Genomic DNA, 12327 nt, shown 5'->3' on the forward strand with positions numbered 1-12327 from the left:
CACTGCATATCCGGATGCAGGACACCCGGCCGGGAGGGCAGAATCACTCTAGCAAATACTGGAATGGGCTCAGACCACCTTTTCTTCGAACCCGGCGCCCCGGTACAGGTCCTCAAAAGTCTGCAGGGTGCCCTGGATGCTGTGCGGTTCCACCATCCTCCGGCTGGCCTGGCCCATGGCGGAGCGCTGGTCGGCGGGGAGCTGCAGGATCCGGGTGATCTTCCTGGCCAGGTCGTCGCTGTCGTTCGGCCTGAACAGGTAGCCGTTTTCGCCATCGCGGACCAGGTGCGGCAGCGCCATGGCGTCCGCCAGGACCACCGGCGTCGAGGCTGACATGGCTTCCAGCGTGACCAGGGACTGCAGCTCCGCCGTGCCGGGCATGCAGAACAGGTCCGCCCTGATGTACGCGGTACGGAGGTCCTCGTCACTGGCCAGGCCCAGGAACCGGACCCTTCCGTCCAATCCCAGCCGGGCCACCTGCGCCTCCAGGGCCGGCCGTACCTCGCCGCCGCCCACGATCTCCAGGTGCACGTCCAGTTCCGCGGGAGTCTTGGCAATGGCGTCGATCAGCACGTCCACATGCTTTTCCTCCGCCAGCCGGCCAGCGAACATCACTGTTGGGCGCGGGTGCGGGTCGACCACCTCACCGGGCTGGAGTTCGTATGCGGCGGAATCGATGCCGTTGGACAGCGGCAGGACCTTCCGCAGGAAGGCGTGGTCGTGCATCGCCTTTGCGGCCAGCGGCGTGGGCGTGGTGACCACGTCGGCCTGTCCCATGACCTTGCCCATGTCCTTCCAGGAAATGCGGCCGATGATGTCCTTGAACCACTGCGGGAACGGCAGGAAGGGATTCAGGTTCTCCGGCATGAAGTGGTTGGTGGCCACCACCCGCACACCGCGCTTTACGGCCTCGTACAGCACGTGCTCGCCGATCATGTAGTGGCTCTGGATGTGCACCACATCCGGTCTGATCCGATCGAAGAGCAGGCTGATTTCCTTCTTGATCTCCCAAGGCAGGCAGATCCTGAAGTATTCGTGGGTGGGGACTCCGTGGGACCTGAGCCGGTGAACGGCTGCCTCGGACCGGAACTCGGTGAAGCTCGGGCCGTTGTCGGCCCGGCAGGCCAGCACGTGGACGTCGTGGCCCCGGCCGGTCATTCCCTTGGCCAGCCGGTACCCGAACTGGGCGGCGCCGTTGACGTGGGGCGGATACGTATCCGCGGCGATCAGGATGGTCAGGGGACGCTGGTCGGCTGGCGTGGTCACGGGGAAAACTCCTGATGGTCACGGTGCGGACAGCATGGACTGACAGCACGGTTGGCCGCGGCATGGTGGCGCCCGGCTGCGTGGATTGCACTGCTAATGGGACGCCCTGCCCGCGGTCTTCCGCGCGTCCTTCTTGCGCTTGGTGACCTCGGGATGGTGCCTGGAGAGGGCGATGACCCCAACGATAGCAAGGGAAGCCGCCGTTCCCATGGCAATGGCCATGACGGCGTGGACGTCCGGGCGCAGCTCCCCCAGGATGGCGATGCCGATCGCGATCCCGACAATGGGGTCCACCACGGTCAGCCCGGCGATCACCAGGTCAGGCGGACCGGTGGCATACGCGCTCTGGACGAACCACGATCCCAGGACTCCGGCGGCAACGATGGCCACCACCGAATACCACTGCACGTTCAGCAGGAACAGTCCGTTGGCGTCCAGCAGGTGCTTGCCGATGATCCGGGTCAGGACGGCGACAAACCCGAACAGCACGCCGGCGCCCAGGATGTAGACGAAGGCATTCATCCGGTGCCGGAACATGGCGGCCAAGGAGCCGAACACTCCAACGGCCACGGCAAGCAGCAGGTCGATGGTGAGTTCGTCGCTGATGCTGACGTGGTGGTTCTCCTGCGTCACCGTCACCGCCAGCAGGACAAAAAGCGCCGAGCCGGTCACGCAGGCGGCGATGGCGACGACGGTGGCGCGGTTGATGCTGATGTCCTGGTCCCGGGCGTTCACGATAGTGGTGATCACCAGCGCGATCGCCCCAATGGGCTGCACCACTGTCAGCGGAGCGGACACCAGCGCCACTGCGTTCATGGCCATGCCGGCGCCGAGCAGGAGGAGGCCGAAGACCCAGCGGGGGTTGCGCAGCAGTCGGAGGAATCCGTTCGAACTCAGCGCAAGGCCGCCCGTGTCTGCTTTGACCGCGCTGCCCTGGCGCTGTGCACCCAGCGCCAGGCAGAACGCCCCAAGCACCGCGAGCAGGACGGCGAACCACACCATCAGGAGGCCCCGCCGTCGTTCGTTGGCTGGAGCCCGCCCTTGCGCAGCATGGCCCGGAAATAGTTGTACGCCGCCACCCAGTGGCCCACCAGGCCCAGCCCCAGGACCACCCATGCGGCGACGTACGCCGGGCCGGAGACCGGCGTGTCCAGCCGCGAAAGCACCAGCAGCGGCATTCCGAGCAGGAGCAGGCCCGTGCGGACCTTGCCCATCACGCTGACCGGCAGGTCCGGATGGCCGTGGAAGAGCGACAGCGAAAGCACCAGGAGCACGGCGTCCGGTATCACCAGCGCGGCCAGGTAGAGCCAATGGACGACGCCGGCAATCACCAAAGTGACGGCCACGGCGATCATGGCGAGCCGGTCCGCAATGGGATCCAGCACCCGCCCAAGCTTCGATGCCTGGTCAAAGCGGCGGGCGATGTAGCCGTCTATCCAGTCCGTGGAAGCCATAATGGCCAGGACGATGACGCCGGCGGCATACTCCTGCCTGGCCAGGACCAGCCAAATAAAGAGCGGCACACCCATGAAGCGGACCACGGTAAGCAGGTTCGGGATGGTGAACACGGAGTCGTGGTCCACCTGGGGGCGGCCGGGCCGGGAACCGGCACCAATGAATTTCACCCCGGGTCCCTTTCCTTCCTGCCAGTCGTGGCGGCGGCGGTGTGGCCGCCAGCAATCTCAATGCGGCCCGCGGGCCGGCCTCAGTAGGTGCGGATCAGCTTCCGAAGAAGCACCACCAGCACGGCTCCGGCCGCGGCCATGACGGCGAGCGGCTTCCAGCGTGCCGCGGGACCGCCGTCTGCGGTGGTGGACCCCGCGAAAGCAGCCTTCTTCCGGAGGGCAGCAGCCTGGGCGGCCTCCAGCTTCTCCCGGGCCGCCGCCGCCAGGAACCGGTACTGGGTTTTCACATCCAGTTCGGCGCCCAGGTCATCGCGGACCTCGCCGAGGTGGCGCCGGCGCTGGTCAAGGCGGCGGGCAAGCTCAGGCTCCGACGCCTGCGGAAATTCGCGCGCATGCTCCGCAGCTTTGGCCGCCTTCTCCGCCTTTTCCTTCGCTTCCGCTTCTTCCTTGGCTGCCTTGGCCGCCTTGGCCTCGGAACTCCTGGGGTCCAGGACGGCAGGGTTGTAGGCGGAGCCATCCCTGGCCACGCCGAGGTCGTGCTTCAGGCCCCGGATGGTTTCTTCCGGCAGCAGCGGCATGGCCTTCTTGAACTTCCCGAGACCCACCAGGGCACCGACGAGGGCGATGAGCAGGAACGCTGCGGAGACGATCAGCGCGGCAAGCCAGGCGGGCATTACCGTGGCCAGTCCCATGATGGCGGCGACAATAAGGCCCACAATGAGGAAGCACAGGAAGACGAGAGCCACCGCGAGAAAGGCCGCTGCGACCCCGACCTGGATGCCCTTGCGCTTTACTTCGGCCTTGGCAAAGGCGATCTCGTCGTTCAGCTGGCGTGGTGCCAGCCGGAAGAGGAGCTTGGCGGTGCGGGGCAGCGCGGTGATGCGCAGCCCCCTGCCCGCCTGGCCGCTATGACGTCCGCTCATCGGTTCCGCCTTACTGGTTATGGGTCGATTCGGCTTCCGTATTTCGCGGGAGGGTGCCACTGCACCGTCCCCGACCCCAAAACTATCATTCGGGCCCGCGGCTCCCTTCCCGGCCGGGCAGGGCGGCGTGGCCTCCGCACCGCGGATCCGGCAGGGCCGGGGCCTAGGATTGGTATCCGTGACCACTCCCTCCAATCCGGGCGATCAGCTCAGCCGGCGCCGGAAGCTCCTCTACATCCTCCTCCTGGGCGCACTGACGGCGCTGGGACCGTTCACCATCGACCTCTACCTGCCGGCCTTCCCTGCCCTGGAGGCAAGCCTGGGAGTGACCGAGGCCCAGGTGCAGCTGACCCTCGCCGGGACCACCCTGGGGTTCGCTTTCGGGCAGCTGGTGGTGGGGCCCTTCAGCGACAAGTTCGGCCGCCGGACCCCCCTGATCCTTGCCACCGCGCTCCACATCGCCGCGTCGCTGGGTGCGGCCCTGTCCACGGACATCACCACCCTGGGGATTTTCCGCGTGCTGATGGGCGTGGGCGCGGCAGGCGGAGGCGTGGTGGCCATGGCAATGGTCCGAGACCTGTTCTCCGGATATGCGATGGTTCGGATGTTCTCCCGGATGGCCCTGGTGAACGGGCTGGCACCCATCCTTGCCCCGGTAATCGGCTCACAGCTGCTCCTGGTGATGGAATGGCCGGGAATCTTCGTGTTCCTGGCCTCGTACGGCACGGTGGTCATCGTAGCCACTCTCTTCCTGGTCCGGGAGACGCTGCCGCCGGAAAAGCGCGGCCAATCCGGGCTGACGGCCAAGCAGCGTTACCAGGCCCTCTTCGGCGACAGGATCTTCGTTGGCTTGCTCCTGGTGGGCGGACTGAACTTCGGCGGCCTGTTTACCTACCTGTCCGCGTCGCCGTTCCTTTTCCAGGACGTCTTCGGGTTTTCCGCCCAGCAGTACGGCTACCTCTTCGGCATCAACTCGCTGGGCATCGTGGCCGGGGTGCAGACCAGTGCACGGCTGATCAGGCGCGTGCCGCCGCAGTGGATCATCGCCGGCGCCACGGCATGGATGTTCACTTCCGCCTGCCTGATCGTGCTCTTTGACCAGCTGGACATGGGCCTGTGGGGCGTCATGGTGCCGTTGTGGCTCTACATCTTCGGCACCGGGTTCCTGTTCCCCTGCGTCCAGGTGCTGGCACTGGCCGGCCACCCGGGGCAGGCCGGCACGGCGGCCTCGCTGCTGGGGGCCGCCACGTTCACCACCGCCGGACTCATCTCGCCGGTGGTCGGCTGGCTGGGCATCGACAGCGCAACCCCCATGGGCGCCGTGCAGGCCGGCTGCATCCTGCTGGCAATGGCGGCGCTCTGGCTGGTGGTCCGCCCCCGGACCGTTCCCTCGATCCACTAGGCACCCCTGTCTACGGAAGGACTATGCCCATGAGCCGCGAAAAAACACCTGCCGGTAACCCCCGGAACCGCCGCAGGCCCCACCGGAACCGGAGGGGGCTGTTCCTCGGCGCGGTGCTGGGCGCCGTCGCGGGCTATTTTGCCGGGCGCTCATCCGGCAACCCGGCCCTGGGGATCGCGCTGGGGATGGTGGCCGGATCGGCGTTGCTCTACCGGGTGAACCCCGGCCCGTGGAACCGGCCCTGACAGGATTCGCCGGGGCAGTCGGCAAGAGGCAGGACACCTGCCCCTGAAGGGGGTGCCGCGATAAAATAGGTCTGTGCCCCATCGGCAGGACCAGCCCCGGATTCCAGCCACATGGCAGCGGTGCGACGCCCGCATCCTCCCCCTGTGGTGGGAGCGGCTCTGCGCCGCCGACGGTCCGCAGTCCGCGGCGCTCTACGCCGCCGGGCTCTTCACCGAAGACCGGCGCCGGCCCATCGCCCAATGGTTCAACCCCGCTTTCGGTGCCGCGCTGCTGGTGGCGCCGGAAACGTCTCCCGAGTGGCCAGTACAGCGCTTCGGAATCTTTTACGCCCCGCCCGGCGGCGGGGTGGTGCACGTACACTCGGCACCCCACGAATGGAACCCCCGGCAGCCGCGCACCTCGCCCACCGGGCAGGAAGCGTTCATGGCGGCCATCGCCGAGGCTGAACGGTTCCTCCAAGTGGAAATGGACTTTGTCTGAGGAACGGAAAATCCCCGCCGCTCCATAGGGAGTGACGGGGATTTTCCGTGATTGCTCCTCCTGCTGGACTTGAACCAGCAACCCTTCGATTAACAGTCGAATGCTCTGCCAATTGAGCTAAGGAGGAATGAAGCAGGTATGACATTAGCAAAGGTTTCGGGAGAATACGAAATCGGCTCCCGCCGAGCCGCCCACCCCAATTCCACCTGCCCGAAGAGACAAAAAATCCCCGTTCCGGAGGCCGGAACGGGGATTGGAAGCTCCTCCTGCTGGACTTGAACCAGCAACCCTTCGATTAACAGTCGAATGCTCTGCCAATTGAGCTAAGGAGGAATGAAGCGGGTATCAGCCTAGCAAACACCCGGCCAGGAAATAAAATCGGAGCCGCTGTTGTGCCCAAAGCCACAGGCGGACTGCCTACGCCTCCGACCGCAGCGAGCGGCGTTCCATCTCCAGCATCATCAGTTCACGGTTAAGCCGCTGGTAGGTTCCGGGGTCCGCCACCGGGTCCAGCCGCTGCAACTGGCCCATCTTGTCAGCCTTGACCCGGGTGATCTGCAACTCGAAAAGACGTGCCAGGATATCCCGGCAATACTTCTGCACGGCCTCCTCGGTGCTGGCCGGCAGCGGGACCACGGCGAGCTCGGAGACCAGCGGGCGCAAAGGTTCCGGCACCTCCGCCATGATGTGCTCCACCCAGCGGACCGGGTCCCCCGCCAGCCCGGGACCGGTGGCGCGCATGGCGTCATGGACCGCCTGGAACGCGGGGGTGGCGAACCGGACCGCCTCGAACCGCTCCCACGCCGGTCCGCCCAGCAGCACCGGCTGCTGCAGCGCCACCTCCAGTGCCTGGCGTTCCATGGAGGCCACGGGGTCGCGGGGGTCCGGGCGGTGGAACGATGGAACAGCGCCCGACGACGCCCCGTCAGCCACGCCGGGAGCACCGGCAACGGCGGGCGTCCGGGCAGGTGTTCCCTGGGCGGGGGGCCGGCCGGTGTCTCCGCGCTTCACCGCGGCTGTGACCAGGCGCAGGACCTCGTTGGGGTCCGGCATCCCCAGCCAGCCTGTGAGGGCCTGGCAGTAGCCTGTGCGGGTGGACGCGTCGCGGATTGCAGCCACCACCGGCACCGAGGCTTTCAGGCCCTGCACGCGTCCTTCCACGGTGTCGAGGTTGAACTGCTTCAGCGTGGTGCGGATGGCGAACTCGAAGAGCGGCCGGCGCGACTGCACCAGGGCGTGCACCGCCTCGTCGCCCTTGCTTTGGCGGAGGTCACACGGATCGGCGCCGCCGGGCTCCACGGCCACGTATGTCTGGGCGGTGAACCGCTGGTCCTCTTCAAAGGCGCGGAGGGCCGCCTTCTGGCCGGCGGCGTCGCCGTCGAAGGTGAACACCACCTCTCCCCCGGTGCCGTCGTCCGACAGGAGCCGCCGGGCGATCTTGATGTGCTCGGTGCCGAACGCGGTACCGCAGGTGGCCACCGCCGTCGTAATTCCCGCCAGATGGCATGCCATGACATCCGTGTACCCCTCCACCACCACCAGCTGCCGCTCCTTGGCGATGCTGCGCTTGGCGAGGTCGATCCCGTAGAGCACCTGGGACTTCTTGTAGAGGGTGGTCTCCGGGGTGTTGAGGTACTTGGGACCCTGGTCATCCTCGTAGAGCTTTCGGGCGCCGAAGCCGATAGTGTCCCCCGCGATGTCCTTGATGGGCCAAATCAGGCGGCCGCGGAAGCGGTCGTAGATCCCCCGGTTACCTTCGGAAAACATGCCGGTCAGCTTCAGCTCGGCATCCGTGAAGCCGCGTCCGCGCAGGTGCTTAAGGAGGGCATCCCAGCCCTGGGGGGCGTAGCCGCAGCCAAAGTGCTCAGCGGCGGAGCGGTCGAAGCCGCGGCCGAACAGGAAGTTCCGGGCTTCGGCGGCACCAGGGGTGAGCAGCTGGGCGCGAAAGAACTCATCGGCGATCTTGTGCGCGTCCAGCAGGCGCTGCCGGCGGCCAACCTCCTCGCGGCTGGGACCGCTGCCGCCGTCCTCGTAGCGGAGCTCGTAGCCGATCCGGGCGGCGAGCTTTTCCACCGCTTCCTGGAAGGAGGTGTGGTCCTGCTTCTGGACGAAGGAGATAACATCCCCGTCTTCGCCGCAGCCGAAGCAGTGGTAGCGGCCCACTTGGGGGCGCACGGTGAAGGAGGGCGAACGCTCGTCATGGAAGGGGCACAGGCCCTTGTAGGTGCCCAGCCCGGCGCCCTTGAGTGTGACGTAGCCGTCAACTACTTCCTTGATGTCCGTACGCTGGCGTACTTCGTCGATGTCTTCGCGTTTGATCAGGCCGGCCACAGAGCCATCCTAATGCGGGGGTGCGACGGCGGCGGGCAGCTTATGGCGCAGCCCGCCACATGCCCGGCCAGGGCAGGGACGGTCACCACAGGGACGGCAGGCTGCCCACAAGGCGTTCGTACATGGCCAGCGCCGAGCCGTCCGTCAGGGAGGCCACCTGGTCGATGACCACGCGGAGGCGCGCGCCGTCGTCCCCGGCTGCCCGCCAGTCCGCGGCGAACATGGGTTCCAGATGCCGGTCACCCGTGGCGCTCAATGCGGTGACCAACGCGTGGAGGACCTCGCGCTGGCGTTCGTAGATGGGCTGCCGGTGGTCCGTAGTCATCACGAAGGTGGTGGCCAGGCCCTTCATCACGGCGATCTCCATGACGGTCTCGTCGGGAACCATGAGCTCCGCGTTGTACCGGGTCAGCCGGCCCGGACCGTAGACGGCGCGGGTAGTCTCCAGCGCGCTCTGGCAGAACCGGCCGATCAGCTGGCTGGTCATGTTTTTAAGGGCAGCCATTGACTTCCGGCTGCCGTCCGCTTCCCGGACCCATACGTCCGTGGCCTCGAGCCTGGCCAGGGCGGCGTCGATGGCGGCGGGATCGTTGTGCGGCAGGTACCACTGCCTGGCATAGCCCACCACGCGGGCGCGGTGGTCCGGGTTGTCCATCCAGCGCAGCTGGAAATGCCCCGCCACGATTGCGTCCTCGACGTCATGGACTGAGTAGGAGATGTCGTCGGCGAGGTCCATGACCTGGGCTTCCAGGCAGGAACGGCGCTCGGGAGCGCCCTGGCGGATCCAGTTGAAGATGGGGAGGTCGTCCTCGTAGGCGCCGAACTTGCTGGTCCGCTGGCCATGGATCACCGGGGCTTCCAACGCGGACCACGGGTACTTGGCGGCCGCGTCCAGGCTGGCCCGGGTGAGGTTCAGGCCCGCCGGCGCGCCGTCAGCGGTCAGCACCTTGGGTTCGAGCCTGGTGAGCAGGCGCAGGGTCTGGGCATTGCCCTCGAACCCGCCGATGGAGTGTGCCACCTCGTTCAGGGCCGACTCGCCGTTGTGGCCGAAGGGCGGGTGGCCCAGGTCGTGGCTCAGGCACGCGGTGTCCACCACGTCGGGGTCGCAGCCCAGCGTCCGGCCGAGCTCGCGGCCCACCTGCGCCACCTCCAGGCTGTGGGTGAGCCGGGTGCGGACGAAGTCGTCCGTGTCCGGGGCCACCACCTGGGTCTTGGCGCCGAGCCGGCGCAGTGCCGAGGAGTGCAGCACGCGCGCCCTGTCCCGCTCAAAATCCGACCGGTAGGTGCTCTTGGCCGGCTCTTCCACCCAGCGGGCGGAATCGTGGCTGCCGTACCCCGAAAGCAGGGGCACCGAGGGCGGCTCCGATACGGAAGTTTCAGCCACCGGACACATCCAGTTCCGCCGCGGCGATATCCCTCGACTGGTCTTCGTTGAGCGACCGGGAGTCCAGCCAGTCCTTGGGCAGGGCGGGCTTCTTCGGGGAACCGGCGCGGCCGCGGGGGCCCTCTGAATCGACGCCGGGATAGGGAACGTCCGGGTCCAGTTCGTCCAGCAGCGAGCGGAGGACTTCGAGGGTGGGCACCGTGGCGAGCTTGGCACGCAGGTCTCCGCCGACCGGATAGCCCTTGAAGTACCAGGCCATGTGCTTGCGGATCTCCCGGAGGGCCTTGTACTCGTCTCCACCAAAGGTTTCGATCATGAGCTGCGCATGGCGATACACGCCGTCGGCCACCTGGCCAAGGTTGGGCCGGTGCCGGAGGTCACTGCCTTCGAAGGCGGCCTGCAGGTCGCCGAAGAGCCAGGGCCGGCCCTGGCAGCCGCGGCCCACCACTACGCCGTCAACGCCGGTTTCCCGCACCATCCGGACGGCGTCCTCGGCGGACCAGATGTCGCCGTTGCCCAGCACCGGGATGTCCGGGAGTTCCTCGCGGAGCCGGGCGATGGCGGACCAGTCCGCCTGGCCGGAGTAGAACTGTGAGGCGGTCCGGCCGTGGAGGGCGACGGCGGCAACACCGGAATCACGGGCAATGCGGCCCGCATCGAGGTACGTGAGGTGGTCGTCGTCGATGCCCTTGCGCATCTTGATGGTCAGCGGGATGTTGCCTTTGCCGGCTTCCTTCACGGCGGTCTGCACGATGGCGGTGAAGAGATCGATTTTCCACGGCAGCGCGGAGCCGCCGCCGCGTCGGGTCACCTTGGGGACCGGGCAGCCGAAGTTCAGGTCGATGTGGTCAGCGCGGTCTTCCTCCACCAGCATCCGGACCGCTGCTCCCACCGTCTTGGGGTCCACGCCGTAAAGCTGGACAGATCGGACCTTCTCGTCCGCGTCATGGGAGATGATCCGCAGCGACTCCGGCGTACGTTCCACCAGGGCGCGGGAGGTCACCATCTCCGCCACGTACATGCCGCCGCCGTATTCGCGGCACAGGCGGCGGAAGGCCGAGTTGGTGATGCCGGCCATGGGCGCCAGGACCACCGGCGTGTCCACGGTGATGGGGCCCAGCTTCAGGGGCGGGAGTTCCAGCCTGGGTGCGGGAGGGGTTGCTGCAACAGTCACCTGTCCATTGTTGCAAAGCCGGGCAAATCGTGGCGGCGCGGTGCCGGTGCGGTGTTCCCGCTCAACTGTGCCGGGACCTCCGCCCGCGGCGCGTTTCCGGCAGGTCCGTGCTCTCTGCCGTCCCGGCGCCGCGTTCGGTGAGGGCCGCCGCTGCGAGCGCTCCGGTGTCCTCGACGTCGTCCGCGGTGTGGTGCAGGCGGGGTGCGGCACCCGGTGTACCGGTGGCCTTGACCACCAGCACGGCGATCAGGGTGGTGACCGGGATGGCCAGAACCAGGCCGATGGACCCCACCAGGGTGCGGATGACTTCCTCGGACAGTTCGGCGCTGGTCAGCGTTTCGGCCAGGGGCCGGTCGTAGAGCATCACGATGATCAGGATGGGCAGCGCGGCGCCGGCGTAGGCGAAGGCGATGGTGTACACGGTGGAGGCGATGTGGTCCCGGCCGATCCGCATGGCGGAGGTGAACAGCTTGCGTGCGCTGCTCGAAGGGGCGAGCTCGTACAGTTCCCACACGGCGGACGATTGGGTGATGGTGACGTCATTGAGGACACCCAGGCCGGAGATGATGAGTCCGCACAGGATCACGCCGGAGATGGAGATGTTCGCAGAGGTGTTGATCAGCGTGGTGGCCTCATGGTTGCCGACTCCGGCGAGGTTGGCGCTGCCTGTGGCCCACGCCGCCAGCAGCGCGGTGATGCCCAGCCCGAAGATGGTGCCCAGCAGGGCTGTGGAGGTCCTCGCCGAGAAGCCGTGGGCGAAGTAGAGGACCCCGATCATGATCACCGTGGAGCCTACCAGCGCCAGCAGCAGCGGCGGCTTGCCCTCCACCAGGCCGGGCAGCATAAAGCCGGCCAGCACGAAGTAGGCGCCCGCCAGTCCGATCAGGGCGCGCAGCCCCCGCCACCGCGCCACCGCGATAACCACCACCGCATAGAGCAGCGCGAGCAGGAGGATGGGCAGCGTGCGGACGAAGTCCACGAAGATATAGGCCGGGGATCCGGACGCCGAGGCCCCCTCGGCGCCCGACAGGTTCAGGTAGCGGATCTGGTCACCGGGGTTCACCCCGTGGGACTTGGCGACGTCCGGGTTGATGACCACTTTAACGGCGCTGCCGCCCTTGTCCGGCTCCGTGTACGCGAAAGTGCACTCCGAGCCGGCAGCCTGGCTGCCCTGCGGGTTTCCTTCCTGGCCCGCCTGGCCGGGGTCCTGGAGGCCGGCTCCCTGCATGCACGGTTCGGTGACCACGCGCTGGATTGCGCCGGTATCGAAAGTGACGCCCGACGCCGTGGAATACGGGTTGGCCAGCGAGATGCCTTCCTTGCTGCCGGAGGGCCACAGCATGGCCATCGCCACGAGCGTCAGCAACGTGAGCGGAACGAGGATGGCCGCCAGGATGCGGTTGGCCTTCCGGCGGGCAGCCATCGCCTGGGGCGTCGGCTCCGAATGGTCTGTAGGAGCATGGGAGTGACCGGCGCCCATCAGCAGTGAAACCTCA

The 12327-nt window shown here is 67.3% G+C and carries 11 protein-coding genes and 2 tRNA genes; 3 read left to right on the top strand and 10 right to left on the bottom strand.

Annotated elements, in window-relative coordinates; all coding sequences use genetic code 11:
* Positions 1 to 69: 69 nt before the first annotated feature.
* From ACIQCM_RS08830 to ACIQCM_RS08845, 4 genes are all read right to left on the bottom strand, one after another.
* Positions 70 to 1266, bottom strand: coding sequence for a glycosyltransferase (locus tag ACIQCM_RS08830; RefSeq protein WP_400606103.1), 1197 nt, complete (start codon positions 1264 to 1266; stop codon positions 70 to 72).
* Positions 1267 to 1359: 93 nt separating this feature from the next.
* Positions 1360 to 2268, bottom strand: a complete 909-nt coding sequence (locus ACIQCM_RS08835) for a DMT family transporter (protein WP_400606101.1) — start codon at positions 2266 to 2268, stop codon at positions 1360 to 1362.
* Positions 2268 to 2891: a CDP-alcohol phosphatidyltransferase family protein gene (locus ACIQCM_RS08840; protein ID WP_400606099.1), complete on the bottom strand. Its 624-nt coding sequence runs from the start codon at positions 2889 to 2891 to the stop codon at positions 2268 to 2270. Before ACIQCM_RS08840 ends, ACIQCM_RS08835 begins: the two co-directional genes overlap by 1 nt.
* An 80-nt stretch (positions 2892 to 2971) precedes the next feature.
* Positions 2972 to 3814, bottom strand: a complete 843-nt coding sequence (locus ACIQCM_RS08845) for a phage holin family protein (protein ID WP_400606096.1) — start codon at positions 3812 to 3814, stop codon at positions 2972 to 2974.
* Between the two features lie 178 nt (positions 3815 to 3992).
* Between ACIQCM_RS08845 and ACIQCM_RS08850 the strand changes: the two genes are divergently transcribed.
* From ACIQCM_RS08850 to ACIQCM_RS08860, 3 genes are all read left to right on the top strand, one after another.
* Positions 3993 to 5216 (top strand): multidrug effflux MFS transporter, encoded by a 1224-nt coding sequence (locus tag ACIQCM_RS08850; RefSeq protein WP_400606094.1) that lies wholly within the window; start codon positions 3993 to 3995, stop codon positions 5214 to 5216.
* Between the two features lie 29 nt (positions 5217 to 5245).
* The gene (locus ACIQCM_RS08855; RefSeq protein WP_400606091.1) at positions 5246 to 5461 is read left to right on the top strand and encodes a hypothetical protein; all 216 of its coding nucleotides are present in this window, start codon (positions 5246 to 5248) and stop codon (positions 5459 to 5461) included.
* 73 nt (positions 5462 to 5534) lie between these two features.
* Entirely contained in the window at positions 5535 to 5942 is a 408-nt protein-coding gene (locus ACIQCM_RS08860) for a hypothetical protein (protein ID WP_400606089.1), read from the top strand.
* A 54-nt stretch (positions 5943 to 5996) separates the two neighbouring features.
* Here ACIQCM_RS08860 and ACIQCM_RS08865 read toward each other — a convergent pair.
* The 6 genes from ACIQCM_RS08865 to ACIQCM_RS08890 all read right to left on the bottom strand — a co-directional run bounded on the left by ACIQCM_RS08865 (position 5997) and on the right by ACIQCM_RS08890 (position 12254).
* Positions 5997 to 6069 (bottom strand) — tRNA-Asn (locus tag ACIQCM_RS08865).
* 133 nt (positions 6070 to 6202) lie between these two features.
* Positions 6203 to 6275, bottom strand: a tRNA-Asn gene (locus ACIQCM_RS08870).
* A gap of 84 nt (positions 6276 to 6359) precedes the next feature.
* Complete coding sequence (gene dnaG / locus ACIQCM_RS08875; RefSeq protein ID WP_400606087.1) at positions 6360 to 8273, bottom strand: DNA primase; 1914 nt, start codon at positions 8271 to 8273, stop codon at positions 6360 to 6362.
* A gap of 82 nt (positions 8274 to 8355) precedes the next feature.
* Positions 8356 to 9666 carry a deoxyguanosinetriphosphate triphosphohydrolase gene (locus ACIQCM_RS08880; RefSeq protein ID WP_400606085.1) on the bottom strand — a complete coding sequence of 437 codons (1311 nt, stop codon included), beginning with the start codon at positions 9664 to 9666 and terminating at the stop codon, positions 8356 to 8358.
* Complete coding sequence (gene dusB / locus ACIQCM_RS08885; RefSeq protein ID WP_400606083.1) at positions 9650 to 10831, bottom strand: tRNA dihydrouridine synthase DusB; 1182 nt, start codon at positions 10829 to 10831, stop codon at positions 9650 to 9652. The genes ACIQCM_RS08880 and dusB overlap by 17 nt, the downstream gene beginning before the upstream one ends.
* Before the next feature lie 61 nt (positions 10832 to 10892).
* A complete protein-coding gene (locus ACIQCM_RS08890) occupies positions 10893 to 12254 on the bottom strand; it encodes a YibE/F family protein (RefSeq protein ID WP_400606082.1) in 1362 nt (453 codons plus the stop codon).
* Positions 12255 to 12327 lie beyond the last annotated feature (73 nt).

Source organism: Pseudarthrobacter sp. NPDC092439, from assembly GCF_044754945.1.
Lineage (GTDB): Bacteria > Actinomycetota > Actinomycetes > Actinomycetales > Micrococcaceae > Arthrobacter.